The sequence below is a fragment of the Aquincola agrisoli genome, from assembly GCF_036621135.1.
GTDB classification, from domain to species: Bacteria; Pseudomonadota; Gammaproteobacteria; order Burkholderiales; family Burkholderiaceae_C; genus Aquincola; species Aquincola agrisoli.
In genome coordinates this window covers 24,492-41,171 of the sequence record NZ_JAZIBG010000028.1, presented here as the reverse complement: position 1 = coordinate 41,171, position 16,680 = coordinate 24,492, and the positions used below count along the sequence as shown (strand labels likewise).

Genomic DNA, 16,680 nt, shown 5'->3' with positions numbered 1-16,680 from the left:
CCAACCTGGGTCAGTGCACCGTGAATTGGCGACGAGTTCCAACACGGTGCCTGACGAGGCACCGATATTGTGCATTCCGCTCTGCCGGCCGGGGAGCGCTCAGCTCAGCAGGTCGTACAGCGTGCGTGCCACCACCTTCGTGGCGCGGCGCAGGTCTTCCAGCACCAGGTGCTCGTCGGCGCGCTTGGCGTTGCTTTCGAACACGGTGCGCGGGCCGGCGCCGTAGATCACCGCGGGGATGCCGCGTTCGACGTACAGGCGCACGTCGGTGTAGAGCGGGGTGCCCGAAGTGGGGATCTCCTCGCCGAACAGCGCGCGGCCGTGCTTCTGGATCGCTTCGACCAGCGGCGCGTTGCCCGGCAGCGGCTTCATCGAGTTGGCCAGCAGCAGGCGCTTGATCTCGACCGTGATGCCGGGGAACGTGGCCGCCGCCTCGGCGATGACGCGGCGCACGTCGGCCTCGACCTCGACCGGGTTCTCCTCGGGAATCATCCGGCGGTCGAGCTTCAGCACCACCTTGCCCGGCACCACGTTGGTGTTGGTGCCGCCTTCGATGCGGCCGACGTTGAGGTACGGGTGGTTGATGCCCTCGACCTTCGACTTGACCTGCTTGTAGCGCTGGTTCTGGGCGTACAGCGCGTTGAGAATCGCGACCGCACCCTGCAGCGCGTCGACGCCGGTCTCCGGGATGGCGGCGTGCGCCATCTTGCCGTGCACCGTCACTTCCATCTGCAGGCAGCCGTTGTGCGCGGTGACCACCTGGTAGCTGAAGCCGGCGGCGATCAGCAGGTCGGGCTTCGTCAGGCCCTGCTTCAGCAGCCAGCCGGGGCCCAGTTCACCGCCGAACTCCTCGTCGTAGGTGAAGTGCAGCTCGACGCCGCCCTTCAGCGGCGCCTTCAGCGCTTCGAGCGCGCGCACCGCGAAGATGTAGCTCGCGAAGTCGCTCTTGCTCACGGCCGATGCTCGGCCGTAGAGCTTGCCGTCGACGATCTCGCCGCCGTACGGGTCGTGCGTCCAGCCGTCGCCCGGAGGCACCACGTCGCCGTGGGCGTTGAGCGCGACGGTGCGGCCGCTGCCGGCCGGGCCGTAGGGCCGGCGCACGATCAGGTTGGTGATCGACGTCAGGCCGTAGTCCTTGACCTCCTGCGCCGGCACCGCGTGTTTCTCGACCTCGAAGCCGAAGCCCTGCAGCAGCTCGGCCGTGCGTTCGGCATGCGGCGCGTTGTTGCCGGGCGGCGTGTCGGTGGGCACCTGCACCAGCGCCTGCAGCGTCTTCACTTCCTCGTCGAAGTGCGCGTCGATCCAGGCGTCGAGTTGTTCGTAGGCGTTGCTCATGCTTGTTCCTTCGCGAGATCGTCGAGCAGGCGCTGGAAGGCCTGCACGCAGAGCTCGGTGTCGTCGTTGGTGATGCTTTCCAGCGGGTTGTGGCTGATGCCGGCGTTCAGGCCGCGAACGAAGAGCATGGCCTGCGGCATCACCTCGTGCAGCTTCATCGCGTCGTGGCCGGCGCCGCTGGGCATGCGGAAGAGCGGCAGGCCGAGCGAATCGACCGCGCGCTCCCAGCGCTGCTGCCAGGCCGGGTCGCTGGGCGCGGCGGCGGCGCGCATCGTCTCCTCGGCCTTGAAGGCCACGCCGCGGCGCTCGCAGATGGCGGCGATCTCGGCCAGCGTGTCGGCCGCGCATTCGTCGCGCACCTCGTTGGTGGTGGCGCGGATGTCGAGGCTGAAGAGGCAGCGCCCCGGCACCACGTTGATCGAACCGTTGGGCACCTGCAGCATGCCGACGGTGCCCACCAGGTCGGGCACGCTGGTGGCGCGTTTTTCCAGGTACAGCACCACTTCGGCGGCCGCGGCGGCGGCGTCGCGCCGGCGGTCCATCGGGGTGGTGCCGGCGTGGCTGGCCATGCCGGTGATCTCGCACTGGTAACGCACGCTGCCGTTGATGGAGGTGACGATGCCCAGCGGCAGGTCCATCTCGTTGAGCACCGGGCCCTGCTCGATGTGCACCTCGACGAAGCCGAGGTACTTCGACGGGTCGCGCGCCTCGGCGGCGATCTTCGCCGGGTCCAGGCCCGCATGGGCCATGGCCTGGCGCATCGTGATGCCGTGGGCATCGGCCTGGTCGAGCCAGCGGGTGTCGAACTGGCCGATCACGGCGCCCGAGCCGAGGAAGGTGGCCTTGTAGCGCTGGCCTTCCTCCTCGGCGAAGCCGATCACCTCGAAGCCGAATGGCAGCCGGCGGCCCGCGCGGTGCAGCTCGCGCACGCAGGCGATCGGCACGAAGATGCCGAGGCGGCCGTCGTACTTGCCGCCGTTGCGCACGGTGTCATAGTGGCTGCCGGTCAAGAGGCGCCGGGCCGCGGGATCGCTGCCGTGGTAGACGCCGACGACGTTGCCGACCGCGTCGATGCGCGTCTCGTCGAAGCCGCATTCGTCCATCAGCGTGCGGATCTGCGCGGCGCAGGCGCGGTGCGCGTCGGTCAGGTAGGTGACGGTGAGCTGGCCGAGCTCGGCGTAGCCCGGGTCGGTGTGCACCGAGAGCTGCTCGTGCCAGTCCCACACCAGGTTGCCGAGCGTGGGCTCCACGCCGAACTTGTCGTTCAGCCGGATCTCGGCGATGCGGTGGATGTTGCGCAGCGCCTCGGCCAGTTCGTAGTCGGCCGGGTGGCCGAGGCGGCGTTCGAAGGTGGCGATGATCTCGCGCCGGTGCAGGCCCTGGCCGCGCGGGCCACGCACGGCCATCACGAACGGGAAGCCGAACTTCGTGTTGTAGGCGGCGTTGAGCTGCTGGATGTGCGCGAACTCCTCGGGCGAGCAGTCGGTGAGGCCCGCCTTGCCCTGTTCGTTCGTCGACTCGGCGGTCAGCGTCTTGCTCACCATCGCCTTGCCGGCCAGCTCCGGGTGGGCGCGCACCAGGCCGAGCTGCGGCTCGGCCCCGGCGTCGTGCACCGCCTGGGCCAGCGCGCGCTTCAACTGCGGCAGGCTCTGGAAGCCGCCGGCCGGCTTCAGGGCATGGGCCGCCTCGGCGATCCACGGCGAGTGCTCGTACACGCCGTCCAGCAGCGTGACGAACTCGGCCTTCGAGGCCGCGTTCAAGGTGTCGAGACTGAGCATCGAAGAACTCCTCGTGGTGCGGCTCATCGCCACGTGTGGGCCGTGGCGGCGTCGAAGGGGTGCACCTGCTTCCAGTGGCGCGCGATGTCGACGCGGCGGGGCACCCACACCTTGTCGTGGCTCGCCACGTGGTCGAGGAAGCGGCGCAGCGCGCTGATGCGGCCGGGCTTGCCGAGCAGGCGGCAGTGCATGCCGATGCTCATCATCTTGGGCCGGTCCAGGCCGGCCGGGTCGCCCTCGGCGTACAGCGCGTCGAAGGTGTCGCGCAGGTAGGCGAAGAAGGCGTCGCCGGTGTTGAAGCCGTTGGCCTGCACGCAGCGCATGTCGTTGGTGTCGAGCGAGTAGGGCACCACGAGCATCGGCGCCTTGCCGCCGTCGGTCTTCACGACGTTGAGCCAGAACGGCAGGTCATCGCCGTAGTAGTCGCTGTCGTACTCGTAGCCGCCCTGGTCGGCGACGAGGCGGCGCGTGTTGGGGCTGTCGCGGCCGGTGTACCAGCCCACGGGCCACTGGCCGCCCGTCATGTCGCGCACCACGTGCGTACCCAGGCCGATGTGGCGGCGTTCGGTCGCCTCGGGCAGGTTCTGGTAGTGGATCCAGCGCAGGCCGTGGTTGGCGATCTCGTAGCCGGCATCCATGAAGTGCTTGACCAGTTCGGGGTAGCGCTGCATCGCCATGCCCACGCCGAAGATGGTGAGCGGCCAGCCGCGCTGTTCGAACTCGCGCAGGATGCGCCACACGCCGGCGCGCGAGCCGTACTCGTACATCGACTCCATGGTCATGTGCCGGTTCTCGAACGCAGCCGCGGTGACCATCTCCGACAGGAAGGTCTCGGTGCTCGGGTCGCCGTGCAGCGGGCTGTTCTCGCCGCCTTCCTCGTAGTTCAGGACGAAGGAGACCGCGATGCGCGCGCCGCCCGGCCACTGTGCATGCGGCACGTCGCGGCCGTAGCCCTTCATGTCGCGGGCGTACTCGGCGAACGTCGCCTCGCCGGTGCGGGGATCGACCGGCGAGCTGCCGGTCAGGGGCTGGGGATGGCTCATGGCGTAGCTACTCGAGGGGTGGGGTGGAGGGCCGCAGCGCGGCCTGGAGGTCGGTCACGCGGGGATGCAACCGCAGGTTGCGCTCCACGTTGCCGAGGTGGGCTTCGGTCAGGCGCACGGCGGCGCGGGCGTCGCGGCGCTCCAGCGCGTCGACGATCTCGACATGCTCGGCGCGCGAATGCTCGGCGGAGTGCGAGGACTGGTACATCAAGGAGATCAGCGAGCTGCGCGACAGCAGGTCGGCCAGCAGCTGGGCCAGCACCTCGTTGCCCAGCATGCGGGCGAGCACGAGGTGGAAATCGGACAGCAGCCAGGTGCGGCCCGGCACGTCGGTGCGCGCGATGGCGTCGGCCTCGGCCTGCAGGTGCCGGCGCAGCTCGGCGATCTGCGCCGGCGTGATGCGGGCGCACAGCTGCTTGATCAGGGCGCCCTCGATCAGCTTGCGCGCATCGAAGACCTGGCGCGCCTCTTCCACACTCGGCTGGGCCACGAAGGCGCCGCGGGCGGGCTCCAGCGTGACGAGCCGGTCGCGGCTCAGCTGGTTGAGGGCCTGGCGCACCAGCGTGCGCGAGACGGAGAACACGTCGGCGATCTGCTGCTCGACCAGCTTGGTGCCCGGCATCAGCCGGCGCTCGACGATGGCCGCAGTGATCGCGTCGACGATGCGCTGCGTGCTGCCGCCCTTGTCGGCGGGCGGGCCCGCTTCCTGCACGGACGGCTGCGCATCCTGCAAGGGTGCGAGCTTGAGCGGTGTGCGGCTGCGGGGCATGGGGTATCTCAGTACTTGAACTGCACGCCAAAGTGTATACAGTTGAGAACACAGTTCAAGCGCTGATTTACCCGAACCGAGGAACCCGCAGGCCATGGGCAAGCTCACCACCCACGTTCTCGACACCGCCAGCGGCGGCCCTGCCGCCGGCATGGCCGTCACGCTCTATCGGCTCGACGATGGGCTGCCGCTGCAGATCCAGCGTGTGGTGCTCAACCACGACGGACGGGCCGATGCACCGCTGCTCGCCGACGACACGTTCGTGGCGGGCCGCTACCGCCTCGTGTTCGAGGTGGCGTCCTATTTCCACGCGATGGGTGTCGCGCTGCCCGACCCGCCGTTCCTCGACCAGGTGCCGCTGGACTTCGGCATCGCCGACGCCTCGGCCCACTACCACGTGCCGTTGCTGGTCAGCCCATGGAGCTACTCCACGTACCGCGGCAGCTGAGCGCCGCCGGCTGATCCTTCCTGCAACTTCGGAAAACGGTGGCACGTCCGTTGCATTAAACCCTTCCTGACTTTCGTCGCAGTGGGCCGGCATCCGCCGAGGCCGCGACAGCTACGAACAGACGGCTCGCAGCGCCCGCGGTGGCGAGCCTCGGAGAACGAGGAGAACTCCGAACATGGAAGCGTACTTGCTCGATTGGGCCAACCTGCTGCTGCGGTGGGTGCACGTGATCACGGCCATCGCCTGGATCGGTGCATCGTTCTATTTCGTGATGCTGGACAACAGCCTCACGCCCCCTGAAGACGAGGACCTGCTCGCCCGCGGCGTCAACGGCGAACTGTGGGCCGTGCACGGCGGGGGCTTCTACAACTCGCAGAAGTACTTCGTCGGTCCGAAGAAGATGCCCAAGGGCAGCCTGCACTGGTCGTACTGGGAGTCGTACTCCACCTGGATCTCGGGCTTCGCGCTCTTCGCGGTGCTCTACCTCTGGCAGGCACAGACCTTCCTGGTCGATCCACGGGTGTTCCAGTGGACGCAGGGCGGGGCGGTGGCCGCGGCGCTGGGCTTCCTCGTCGTCGGCTGGATCGTGTACGACCTGATCTGCCGCGTGTTCGGCCGCAACAAGGACGGCTCCATCGGCGGCGACCTGCGTGTGGGCATCCTGATCTTCGTCTACATCTGCGCGGCGACCTGGCTGGCTTGCCACCTGTTCGCCGGCCGCGCGGCGTTCCTGATCATCGGCGCGATGCTGGGCACGATCATGAGCGCCAACGTGTTCTTCTGGATCATCCCCGGCCAGCGCAAGGTGGTGGCCGACCTGAAGGCCGGCCGCCAGCCCGACCCGATCCACGGCCAGCGCGGCAAGCAGCGCAGCGTGCACAACACGTACTTCACGCTGCCGGTGCTGATCGCGATGCTCAGCAACCACTACGGCATGCTGTACCTGCACGAGCACAACTGGCTGGTGCTGATCGGCTTCATGCTCGTCGGCGCGATGGTGCGGCAGTTCTTCGTGCTGCGGCACCGCCACAAGGAACGCTGGGAGCTGGTGATCATCGCCGTGGGCCTGGTCTTCACGCTGATGTACTTCGTTGCCCCCGAACGCAGCCCGCTGCCGCCGCCCGGCGCCGCCAAGCCCGAAGGCCCGCCGCTGCAGGGCTTCGCGCGGATCGAGCAGATCGTCAACCAGCGCTGCGCGATGTGCCACAACGCCGCGCTGGCCAGCAAGAACGTGCAGCTGCACACGCCGGAGCTCATCCTCGAGCAGGCGGCGCAGATCCACCAGCAGGCGGTGATCGGCAAGCAGATGCCGATGAACAACGCCACTGGCATGACGGCCGAGGAGCGCGCGCTGCTCGGCAAATGGTTCGAGGCCGGCGCAAAGCGAGATTGACGGCCCGCCCCCCGGAGCGCCCTTGGCGGCCGGGTTGATGAAGGTCCAGTGTCCAGGGCCGGGGCGCATCGGGCGCCTGGGCCGCATGGAGGAGACAGGGCGGCTGCCGCAGCGGGACCACCCGCGCACCAGAGCAGCGCCATTCCACGATCCCTGAGTGATGAAGGAGAAGCGCATGACCACGACCACGGTCCACCCGGTGGACGAAAAACCGCCCCTGCCGCGCCTGGCCGCGCTGGGCCTGCAGCATGTGCTGGTGATGTACGCCGGCGCCATCGCGGTGCCGCTCATCGTGGGCCGTGCCTTGAAGCTGTCGCCCGACCAGGTGGCGCTGCTGATCTCGGCCGACCTGTTCTGCTGCGGCATCGCGACGCTGATCCAGAGCTGGGGCCTCACGCAGTGGTTCGGCATCCGCCTGCCGGTGATGATGGGGGTGACCTTCGCGGCCGTGGGGCCGATGGTGGCGATGGCCGAATCGACGCCGGGCACGGACGGCGCGCGGGCCATCTTCGGCGCCATCATCGCGGCGGGGGTGATCGGGGTATTCATCGCGCCGCTGGCGAGCCGCATGCTGCGGTTCTTCCCGCCGGTGGTCACCGGCACCATCATCGCGGTGATCGGCGTGAGCCTGATGCGGGTGGGCATCGGCTGGGCGATGGGCGGGCCGGCCCACCTGGCCAAGATCCCCGACCCAGCCTTCCTGCAGGCCGTGGCCGATGCCAAGGCCGCCGGCACCGCCCTGCCGCCGGGCGCGCCGCCGATGATCGCCAACCCGAACTACGCGTCGCTCGACCACATGGCCATCGCCGCCTTCGTGCTGGCGGTGATCCTGCTGATCGCCAAGTACACGCGCGGCTTCGTGCAGAACATCTCGGTGCTGCTGGGCATCGTGGCCGGCGGCGTGGTGGCCACCGCGCTGGGCGAGATGACGTTCGAGAAGGTCGGCAAGGCGCACTGGTTCGATGTGGTGCTGCCGTTCTCGTTCGGCCCGCCGACCTTCGACCCGGTGCTCATCGCCACGATGGTGCTGGTGATGATCGTGACCTTCATCGAATCGACCGGCATGTTCCTCGCGCTGGGCGACCTGACCGATCGCAAGGTGACGCCGAAAAGCCTGACCGCTGGCCTGCGGGTCGACGGCCTGGGCACCATCATCGGCGGCGTGTTCAACACCTTCCCGTACACGAGCTTCTCGCAGAACGTCGGGCTGGTGGGCGTGACGGGCGTGCGCAGCCGCTTCGTGTGCGTGGCGGGCGGCATCATCCTGATCGTGCTGGGGCTGATCCCGAAGATGGCGGCGCTGGTCGAGTCGCTGCCGCAGTTCGTGCTGGGCGGCGCGGGGCTGGTGATGTTCGGCATGGTGGCGGCCACGGGCATCCGCATCCTCGCGGGCGTCGACTACAAGACGAACCGCAGCAACCTCTACGTCGTGGCGGTATCGATCAGCGTCGGCATGGTGCCGCTGGTGGCGCCCAACTGGACGCAGCACATGCCGCACGGCCTGCACCCGCTGCTGGAGTCGGGCATTCTGCTGGCGACCATCAGCGCGGTGGTGCTGAACCTGTTCTTCAACGGGGCGGGCAGTGCGGGTGCGGATGAGGCTCGGGAGGCGGCTTTGGCTGCCGATGGCGGGCATTGAGTTTTTCGGTTCGTGAGCTTTGCTGGCGGTCGATCGCTAGGTCGGGCGGGGCGCGGCAGGCGGGGCCCGGTAGGGGCTCATGCTGGGGTGGTCGGCCCTGCGGGCCGACTGCGCTGCGATGCTCGGTCCGAGGTCGTGCTGCAGAACTCGCTTCGTTCACTGGCGTTCACTGCGCTCAAACAGGCTGCGGCAAGTCAGATGTGGAAGCGCGCTGCGCGCGCCGACCTCGGCCCTGCGCTTCTCGCCACCCCAGAAATCGCCCCCACCGGGCCCCGCCTGCCGCGCCGGCACCGGCGTTTCTGTTTGCGGAGAACCCCCTTCGTGCGCTCTGGGGTGTACGAGGCGAAGCGAGTACACCCGTGGCCACAGCACCATCGTGCAAGTGCTGGGGGGAGGGCGGCTGCGTGTGAGCGTGCGTGTGAGGCGCCGAGTAGCGCAGGGCGCCTGGGGTGCGCGCGCAGCGCGCTTCGTGATCTGACTGGCCGCAGCCTGTTTGAACGCAGCGAACGCCAGTGAGCGAAGTGAGTTCTGCGGCCACCCCAGGCGACCGAGCAACGCAGGGCAGTCGGCCCACAGGGCCGACCGCCTCGGTCGCACGCTCACACGCAGCCGCCCTCACCCCAGCACCCGGCCCTCACGCACCCCAAGCACCCCCAACGGAGCAACAACATGCCAACCCTGCTCGTCAAGAACGCCCGCGTCGTCGTCACCATGGACGACCAGCGCCGCGAGATCGCCGACGGCGCGATCTACGTGCGCGACGGCGTGATCGAAGCCGTCGGCACCACGGCCGAGCTGCCCCCCAGCGCCGACGACACGCTGGACATGCGCGACCAGATCGTGATCCCCGGCCTGGTCAACACGCACCACCACATGTACCAGAGCCTGACCCGGGTGATCGGCCTCGCGCAGGACGCCGAGCTGTTCGGCTGGCTGCAGTCGCTCTATCCCATCTGGGCCGGCCTCACGCCTGAGATGGTGCGCACCTCCACGCTCACCGCGATGGCGGAGCTGCTGCTGTCGGGCTGCACCACGTCGAGCGACCACTTGTATATCTATCCCAATGGCGTGAAGCTCGAAGACAGCATCGAGGCGGCGCAGCAGATCGGCATGCGCTTCCATGCCGCGCGCGGCTCGATGAGCGTGGGCCAGAGCCAGGGCGGCCTGCCGCCCGACCGCGTGGTGGAGCAGGAGCCGGCGATCCTGAAGGAGACGCAGCGCCTGATCGAGCGCTGGCATGACCCCCAGCGCCACGCCATGTGCCGCATCGTCGTGGCCCCGTGTTCGCCGTTCAGCGTGAGCCGCGGGCTGATGCGCGATTCGGCGCTGCTGGCGCGGCAGTACGGCGTGTCGATGCATACACACCTGGCCGAAAACGACAACGACATCGCCTACTCGCGCGAGAAGTTCGGCATGACGCCTGCCGAATACGCCGAAGACTTGGGCTGGGTCGGCAACGACGTGTGGCACGCCCACTGCGTGAAGCTCGACGAGCCCGGCCTGCAGCTCTTCGCGCGCACCCGCACCGGCGTGGCGCACTGCCCATGCTCGAACATGCGGCTCGGCTCCGGCATCGCGCCGGTGCGGCGCATGCGAGACCTGGGCGTGCCGGTGGGCCTGGGCGTGGACGGCTCGGCATCGAACGACGGCGCGCACATGCTCGGCGAGGTGCGCATGGGCATGCTGCTGCAGCGGGTGACCGGCGCCGCGATGACCGCGCGCGAGGCGCTGGAGATCGCCACCCGTGGCGGCGCGCAGGTGCTGGGCCGCGACGACATCGGCGTGCTGGCGCCCGGCATGAGCGCAGACTTCGCCAGCTTCGACCTGAACCACGTCGGGCTCGCCGGCGGTCAGGGCGACCCGCTCGCCGCGCTGGTGTTCTGCGGTGCACCACAGGTCACGCACAGCGTGGTCAACGGCCGCGTGGTGGTGCGCGACGGCGCGTTGACGACGGTCGAGCTGCCCCAGGTCGTCGCGCAGCACAACCGCTTCGCGGCACTGCTGGCCGCCGGAGGCTGACCGCGGTTCAGGTGCCGAAGGGGCGTGTGAGCCGCTGGCTGATCGCCTGCGGCGTCGCGAGCAGCGCCCCATCGGTCGTCAGGAAGTTCGCGCACAGGAACTCTTCGCTGGGTGCGAGCAGCCGGCTGTAGAGGTGCTCGCAGAGCTGCCGGGCCCGCACGCCCGGCCAGTCCTCGGGCAGCAGCGCCTGCGGGAGGTTGGGATCCCTCAGCAGCACGCGGCGGTACTCGTGGATGAGCAAGGTGCGCGCATAGAAGGCGTCGGACGGGCCCAGCCGTTCCACCTGCGCGTCGAGCGGCGCGAACCGCGCGATGAACTGCAGCCACGCCTGCTCCACCTTCGCCAGCTTGAAGGTGTCGTGCATCAGCGTCTGCAGCGGCTGCTGCGCGTAGCGCTCCAGGCTTTGCGCGGTGAGCACCGCCACCTGCGCCTCGGCCCCCGCCGCCGCGAGGATCTCGCGCAGCGACCGGTGGTTGGCATGCGGGTGCGCGAACATCCCGACGGACAGCTGGCCGAAGCTTTCCCACAGCAGCTCGCGCTTGAGCTGCTGCCGCATGCTGGCGCGCATCCGCGGGTCGAGCAGCAGCAGGGTCCAGCGGCCGTCCCACGTCGGCAGGTTGAATTCATAGATCCTGCGGTCGGCGTGCTGCACCCGCAGCACCCCTTGCGGCGACAAGCCGTAGAAGCTGCGACGCCCCACGCGCGTCACGTCGAACCAGTTGTCCGCGGTCAGCCGGAACACGCTAGTGCGCACCAGCCGGGCCGACAGGCCGAAGAGCATGGCCACGCCGATCAGGCTGCCCAGCCAGACCGACTGCGCTCGCGGCGCGATGGCGTCGCCGTACACCGTGACGACGAGCGAATTGGCCCGCAGCACCAGGCCGCGGCGCAGGCCGGCCAGGGAGGCCGGCGGTGGCTGACGAGGGGATTTCACGCGGACAAGGGCTCCCAAGTGATACATCCTGCGATGTTGAGGGAGTCTACTTGTATCTCTAACATATCCGCCTTCCTGAGGGGGTGCGACGATATGAAGCCTTGCCATGTCCTGGGATTGCTGCAGAACCTGCCCCTGTTCCAGGGCCTGGACGACGGCGTGGTCGCGACGATCGCGTCGCAGGCGGACGTGGTGCGCGTGCTGAAGCGCGACGTCATCTACCGCAAGGGCGACGCGTGTGTCGGCTTCTACGTCGTGTCTTACGGCCGCGTCCGTCTCTCGCTGTTCTCGAGCAAGGGGCTCGAAAAGCCGATCCAGATCGCTGGCCGAGGCAACAGCTTCGGCGAGGCCACGATGTTCCAGGAGCTGCCGCACTACACCACCGCCATCGCGGCGGAGGATTCGGGTCTGGTCTTCGTCCCGCAGGCGGTGGTGGTGACGCTGCTGCAGGCCGACTGGCGCCTGGGCATGCGCATGCTCGCCAATCTCTCCTACCGGCTGCACCTGATGGTCGACGACATCGACGACTTCCTGCTGCAGCCGCCCGGTGCGCGGTTGGCGAGTTACCTGCTGCGCCTGTCACCAGCGGATGGCGGGGGGCCCAGCAGCATCCGGCTCGAGCTGCAGAAGCGGCTGGTGGCCGCGCAGCTCAACCTGACGCCGGAAACCCTGTCGCGCTATTTCCGGGAGTTTTCCGATGCAGGGTTGATCACCCTGGAGGGCAGCCACGTCACGATCCACAGCATTGATGGACTGCGCTGCTACGTGGCCGCCGAAACTCACGCGGCGACCAGCCTGGCGGAATGAATCCGCCGCTCGCGCAGCCAGACGGCCCCGGCGCACAGGCCGATGACGACCTGCGTGCCGATGAGCAGCGCAAACCCGACGAAGAACCCAGACTTGGCATCGCCGCCGCTGGATGCCGCACTGATGGCCCAGCCCATCAGCAGCGGCATCAGCCCTGAGACCAGCCCGGCGCAACCCAGTGCCACGCCGCACGAGCTGGCGGTGTACTCCGGCTTGGAGAAATGCTGGATCAGGCACAGGCAGCACGGGTAGCTCAGCCCCCAGAAGAAATTGGCCGAGGTCAGGAAAGCGACGGCGGCGTATTTGTTCTCGCTGTTGATGGCGAGATACACCGATGCCGCGACCAGGACGGCCGCGACGATGAACTGCAGCGGCACGTCCTTGCGCTGGATGCGGTCGAGGATGACGCCGCCCAGCAGGATCGAGAACACCGACGCCCATTGCGGCAGTGAGGCGAGCGGCCCCATTTCCTTGAGAGAAAAGCCGCGGGCCTCCTTCAGGTAGGAAGGCAGCCAACTGCCGCTGCCCCACAGGTATGCCAGCGTCATGGTCGTGATGACGGCCATCAGCCCGATGTTCCGGGTTTGCAGCGCGCCGCGGATCATCGCGGGGATCTTTGCTGCCGCTTCCTGCATCGTCGGCGCCGCCTTGGCCAGCGAGGCCGCGGGCATGCGGATGAACGCGAGCACCAGCGGGATGCCGACCACCAGGTTGATCGCGCCGAGCACGAAGAACGAGGTCTGCCAGTCGAAATTGACCATCAGCGCACTGACGAACGGATACCCGATGGCCAGTCCCACGCCGGTTCCTGTATTCAGGATGGCGTTGGGTTTGCCGTTTTCGGCCGAGTCGTAGTAGCTCTTGATATAGGACGAGGCGAGCGCAAACAGCGGGCCTTCGCTCAGGCCGAGCACGATGCGCGAGCCGAGCAGCATCGCGTAGCTTTCGAAATAGGGTGTGGCCAGGGTGACGGCGCCCCATAGCACCAAGCCATACACCAGGCTGCGACGCACGCCGAACAGCGCTTCGCAGAACGGCGTGAAGACGAAGGCTGCCGCGCCATACCCGATCATGAAGGCGGTGGCCAGCAGGCCTTGCGCGGCGCGGTCGGTCGGCGCCATGCCCATGCGAGCCAGGAAATCTGCGTTGGTGATCAAGATCGACAGGTTGATTCTGTCGATATAGGCGATGACGACGATGGCAAACAGCGTGAATACGCCGTACCACCGATGGGTGCTTTTCATCCGCGTCTCCTGATTATTGTGGTTCGGGCAAAAAAAAGCAGCTCGATGGGATATCGAGCTGCTTGATCAAGCGTGATCAGCTTGTTTCCGCTTCAACAGGTCATGCGGTGATCCAGGCGTGTTCCTCGACGCTCTGGAACACGCCGGCGGGCGCCGTCGGAATCTTGTGCTCGATGCTGTCCTTGATGGCGGCCTGCTTCATTTTCTCCAGCGCAGCCAGGCTTTCGAAGCTTTCCAGCATCACGACCTGACCCACCGGGCCGCCAAAGCGCACATACACCTCGGCATTCAGCGCATAGGACTTGTTGACGGCCTCCTTGCGCGCCTTCGCATATTCAAGCGCCTGGGCTTGCTGGCCGGGGTGGGGGGTGCCGATGCGGGTGAACAGAACAGGCATGTCTATCTCCAGAAGTTGATTTCATGGCGAGCACAAAAGGCTCGGATCGGGCTCGTCGGATACGGGTCGATCGAAGTCCATGCTAGGTGGGCTATTTGGGCCGCACAAGGAACTGTTTCAGCCGAAAGATTTTTCTTGATTCTGGTCAATGGGAATCAGGCCGCATCAAATGATAGGGATACTACCGATTGACTGTACTTCGTCCAAGAAAAGTAAGTTTCGAAACAACATCGACAGAAGTGATACAAAGTGTCTTGTTGTGTGAGTCCTATGGTGTCATTAGCATCTGTTTACGGGATTGACTTGATCTTTTTATGGCATTTGCCGAGCAAGACGAGAGCGGACAAATGGCTTGAGAGTCGTGGGCGGTGAGGAGGAATGAAGTGGGGCAGAGCCGCGGGCATCAAGCGCTTGTCCTCGTCGCGACATCGTCCTGCCGCAACGGCTTGCAGCACCGAGTTCGTCAACGCCGCTGAGGTTGGGCGTGTAGCGACAGCCGGCATGTCGATGCGTCGCTGGTGCCCCGCGACAGGTGACCGGCCTGTTTATCAACGTGTTCCGCGCGATGTGGGTCTGGTCGTGCGCGCGGAGCCGCTTTCAACCACCAGACCCGAAGAACTATTTCAATCGAGGAGTGCAAATGATCCCGAGTTTTTACCCGGTACGTGACAAGCTGGATGCTGACGCGAAGGAGCGCGCGCATCGCAATTTATCGCCGACTCAGCTGGAAATTTTGCGGGGCGGACGGCCTCAGCCGCTTGTCGACCGCAACTCCGGTCTCGAAACAAGAACGATCTCACAATTGCTCGCGTCATCTAGGAGGGTTCGTTATCCGGATGCGCCGCATTTCAGTTATGCGGATCTGCTGGCAGGGGAGGCCGCTAACCAAAATTCGTCGCCGTTTACCGCCAATGGTGTCGCGTTCTGGAATGCGGGCAATAGGCCGCGCATCGCCGTTATCGGTGGAGGGATGTCGGGTTTGTTGAGCGCTTGGCAGCTCGGCAAGCTCGGGGCAGTAGTGGACCTGTGGGAGGCCGGGGCCCCCCCCTCTGGAAATGCAGGGATTCCGAATGGGGCAGGCCGCATTCGCCCTGTCAACGTCGTGCCGAATGACCCGAACACGCGCGTCGAATTGGGCGCCATGCGCTTTCCTGATACATCCCATTTGTTTTGGCACTATCTAAGTCTCGTGCTGCCTAACCTTACTCAATTCACGGAATTCCCGAATCCTGGAAAAATACCGACGTATCTTTCAGGGGAGACGACACTGTCGGCCACTTGGGATAGGGGTGGCCTTGGCCTTGATGCACTCGGCGACAACGGGTTGAATTATGCTGCTCTGCAGCAGAGGCATCTCAGTGCATTTTTGAACGTGCAGGCGAACGGACTCACACTGAATCAAGTGAGTAGCATCATGCTGAGTGGCACCGCGAATCTTGCGCAGCTCAACCAGGTCGAGGGGTTCTGGGGAATAGTCTCTGGCAGTTTCCACCACATAACTTATAGGCAGTTCCTTGAACAGCGATTTAATCAGCATGAAATTCGAGCAATTGGCTTTATTGGCCTGGGGACTGGAGGGTTCAGTCCCTTGTTCGATACCTCGGTGCTTGATGTCATGCGACTTGTCGTCTGGAACTACGCTGCCGAGTATGCAGTTCCCGATCTGCTTATGTATCCTTTCCAGTTGAGGCAAAGAGTAGCCAGTTCGAACAACGGCGGATCGTTCAATTACTTCAGTCAGATCAGGGGGGCGATCTGGGAGGCGTCGAGCGGGAGGTACTTCCTGGTCCAGTCCAACGGTACTACAACACCAACGCGGTACGACTATGTGGTGCTGGCTATGTCACACAGGGCTGCTGAAAACTTTTTTACGGGCACGGGTGTTACGGCTACTCCACCGAACAGGCGACCGTATTCTACGGAGCGGTCCAGCGAATTCCGCTACGATATCCAGTTTCAGCAGCGAATATCGTCAGTCAAAATATTTCAAGCTGCAGGCGGTCCTGCAGGAAATCCGCAGGGCCAGTTTGGTTTGGTAAATCCGCTCCTAAGGAATTATGATCGCTTCGTTCGAGCTATTTTCGGCATGGCCGGCAATATCCCGGTGGGCGTCACATATATACTGCCGCGTTTAAACGAAAATTTTGCTAGCGCCCGGCTTGTGATGGGTCTTCAGTATTCGTGGGGTATCGATTCCGTGAGGGTCAGAAATGAATTTCTTGTCAGATACCCCAATTTGAATGCATTACTCAATACTACCGGCACCTTCTCTGGGCGCGATACAAACCCCGCTAACGGCGTGGCTGAGATACTTGATAATCGAGTAAGGGATAAGCGCACAAGGAACCAAGTCATCAACGGCCGCACGCATCCAAACTTTTTCTCGCCAACCCGTAGTCAGGCTGATGGGCAAGAGGGGCATCTCGCCATCGTCGACTGGGATAGGGTGCCTCATATCAACATGGGATTCAAGCTTGATGCACCCAACAGAGGCTTGCGGAGCATCTACCAATTCCGGCTCACCGCGCAGACTGATGGCGAGCACCTCACCGGTACCTGGGATGTGGGAAACCGGGTGGACGTTAGCACCGCGCGGATCTACTTCTGTGGCTGTTCGTTCAGTCACTACGGCGGTTGGGTCGAAGGCGCGTTTCAGTCGGCCTTGAATGCCACGGCCGGTATCGTCTACGACGAAGCGCGCAGGACGCATCAGTTGAATCGCCTCTCCATGCCTGCGAAGGAGCTTGTCTTAGGGCGTATCAATCGGTTTCAGGCCGGTCGTGATCAAGATCACGGCAAAGGCAAGGGTCATGAGCATGACCATGCTTCACAGAGCTGAGCGTTCTGACCAGTCAACCCATTGACCTCTGTTAT

At 65.7% G+C, this 16,680-nt stretch carries 13 protein-coding genes; 6 read left to right on the top strand and 7 right to left on the bottom strand.

Annotated features, from left to right (window positions below; translation table 11 throughout):
* Positions 1-99: 99 nt before the first annotated feature.
* The 4 genes from V4F39_RS11825 to V4F39_RS11810 all read right to left on the bottom strand — a co-directional run bounded on the left by V4F39_RS11825 (position 100) and on the right by V4F39_RS11810 (position 4,925).
* Positions 100-1,335, bottom strand: a complete 1,236-nt coding sequence (locus V4F39_RS11825) for a M20 family metallopeptidase (protein ID WP_332289620.1) — start codon at positions 1,333-1,335, stop codon at positions 100-102.
* The gene (uraD, locus tag V4F39_RS11820; protein WP_332289619.1) at positions 1,332-3,113 is read right to left on the bottom strand and encodes a 2-oxo-4-hydroxy-4-carboxy-5-ureidoimidazoline decarboxylase; all 1,782 of its coding nucleotides are present in this window, start codon (positions 3,111-3,113) and stop codon (positions 1,332-1,334) included. The genes V4F39_RS11825 and uraD overlap by 4 nt, the downstream gene beginning before the upstream one ends.
* Before the next feature lie 23 nt (positions 3,114-3,136).
* On the bottom strand, positions 3,137-4,072 hold the full coding sequence (puuE, locus tag V4F39_RS11815) for an allantoinase PuuE (RefSeq protein ID WP_332290541.1): 936 nt from the start codon (positions 4,070-4,072) through the stop codon (positions 3,137-3,139).
* A 91-nt stretch (positions 4,073-4,163) separates the two neighbouring features.
* Positions 4,164-4,925, bottom strand: coding sequence for a GntR family transcriptional regulator (locus V4F39_RS11810; protein WP_332289618.1), 762 nt, complete (start codon positions 4,923-4,925; stop codon positions 4,164-4,166).
* Between the two features lie 94 nt (positions 4,926-5,019).
* Between V4F39_RS11810 and uraH the strand changes: the two genes are divergently transcribed.
* The 4 genes from uraH (at position 5,020) to V4F39_RS11790 (ending at position 10,424) form a co-directional block, all read left to right on the top strand.
* Positions 5,020-5,373: a hydroxyisourate hydrolase gene (gene uraH, locus V4F39_RS11805; protein WP_332289616.1), complete on the top strand. Its 354-nt coding sequence runs from the start codon at positions 5,020-5,022 to the stop codon at positions 5,371-5,373.
* A 175-nt stretch (positions 5,374-5,548) separates the two neighbouring features.
* A complete protein-coding gene (locus V4F39_RS11800) occupies positions 5,549-6,766 on the top strand; it encodes a urate hydroxylase PuuD (RefSeq protein WP_332289614.1) in 1,218 nt (405 codons plus the stop codon).
* A gap of 175 nt (positions 6,767-6,941) precedes the next feature.
* A complete protein-coding gene (locus V4F39_RS11795; RefSeq protein WP_332289613.1) occupies positions 6,942-8,405 on the top strand; it encodes a nucleobase:cation symporter-2 family protein in 1,464 nt (487 codons plus the stop codon).
* Between the two features lie 669 nt (positions 8,406-9,074).
* Positions 9,075-10,424, top strand: coding sequence for an 8-oxoguanine deaminase (locus V4F39_RS11790; RefSeq protein ID WP_332289611.1), 1,350 nt, complete (start codon positions 9,075-9,077; stop codon positions 10,422-10,424).
* A 7-nt stretch (positions 10,425-10,431) separates the two neighbouring features.
* Here V4F39_RS11790 and V4F39_RS11785 read toward each other — a convergent pair whose 3' ends face one another.
* Positions 10,432-11,358, bottom strand: coding sequence for a PaaX family transcriptional regulator (locus V4F39_RS11785; protein WP_332289610.1), 927 nt, complete (start codon positions 11,356-11,358; stop codon positions 10,432-10,434).
* A gap of 93 nt (positions 11,359-11,451) precedes the next feature.
* Between V4F39_RS11785 and V4F39_RS11780 the strand changes: the two genes are divergently transcribed.
* The gene (locus V4F39_RS11780) at positions 11,452-12,165 is read left to right on the top strand and encodes a Crp/Fnr family transcriptional regulator (protein WP_332289609.1); all 714 of its coding nucleotides are present in this window, start codon (positions 11,452-11,454) and stop codon (positions 12,163-12,165) included.
* Here V4F39_RS11780 and V4F39_RS11775 read toward each other — a convergent pair.
* Together V4F39_RS11775 and V4F39_RS11770 are read right to left on the bottom strand one after the other, a co-directional pair.
* Positions 12,138-13,409 (bottom strand): MFS transporter, encoded by a 1,272-nt coding sequence (locus V4F39_RS11775; protein ID WP_332289606.1) that lies wholly within the window; start codon positions 13,407-13,409, stop codon positions 12,138-12,140. The two genes, V4F39_RS11780 and V4F39_RS11775, sit on opposite strands and share 28 nt — an antisense overlap.
* 100 nt (positions 13,410-13,509) lie before the next feature.
* Entirely contained in the window at positions 13,510-13,806 is a 297-nt protein-coding gene (locus V4F39_RS11770) for a hypothetical protein (RefSeq protein ID WP_332289604.1), read from the bottom strand.
* Between the two features lie 532 nt (positions 13,807-14,338).
* On the opposite strand from V4F39_RS11770, the gene V4F39_RS11765 reads away from it, so the two are divergent.
* Positions 14,339-16,645, top strand: a complete 2,307-nt coding sequence (locus V4F39_RS11765) for an FAD-dependent oxidoreductase (protein WP_332289602.1) — start codon at positions 14,339-14,341, stop codon at positions 16,643-16,645.
* Positions 16,646-16,680 lie beyond the last annotated feature (35 nt).

Excerpts from the sequence above, each read along its gene's own strand:
- V4F39_RS11790 (WP_332289611.1), top strand. The coding sequence starts at position 9,075 with ATGCCAACCCTGCTCGTCAAGAACGCCCGCGTCGTCGTCACCATGGAC.
- V4F39_RS11775 (WP_332289606.1), bottom strand. The coding sequence starts at position 13,409 with ATGAAAAGCACCCATCGGTGGTACGGCGTATTCACGCTGTTTGCCATC.
- V4F39_RS11770 (WP_332289604.1), bottom strand. The coding sequence starts at position 13,806 with ATGCCTGTTCTGTTCACCCGCATCGGCACCCCCCACCCCGGCCAGCAA.
- V4F39_RS11795 (WP_332289613.1), top strand. The coding sequence starts at position 6,942 with ATGACCACGACCACGGTCCACCCGGTGGACGAAAAACCGCCCCTGCCG.
- uraH (WP_332289616.1), top strand. The coding sequence starts at position 5,020 with ATGGGCAAGCTCACCACCCACGTTCTCGACACCGCCAGCGGCGGCCCT.
- puuE (WP_332290541.1), bottom strand. The coding sequence starts at position 4,072 with ATGAAGGGCTACGGCCGCGACGTGCCGCATGCACAGTGGCCGGGCGGC.
- V4F39_RS11800 (WP_332289614.1), top strand. The coding sequence starts at position 5,549 with ATGGAAGCGTACTTGCTCGATTGGGCCAACCTGCTGCTGCGGTGGGTG.
- V4F39_RS11810 (WP_332289618.1), bottom strand. The coding sequence starts at position 4,925 with ATGCCCCGCAGCCGCACACCGCTCAAGCTCGCACCCTTGCAGGATGCG.
- V4F39_RS11825 (WP_332289620.1), bottom strand. The coding sequence starts at position 1,335 with ATGAGCAACGCCTACGAACAACTCGACGCCTGGATCGACGCGCACTTC.
- uraD (WP_332289619.1), bottom strand. The coding sequence starts at position 3,113 with ATGCTCAGTCTCGACACCTTGAACGCGGCCTCGAAGGCCGAGTTCGTC.
- V4F39_RS11780 (WP_332289609.1), top strand. The coding sequence starts at position 11,452 with ATGAAGCCTTGCCATGTCCTGGGATTGCTGCAGAACCTGCCCCTGTTC.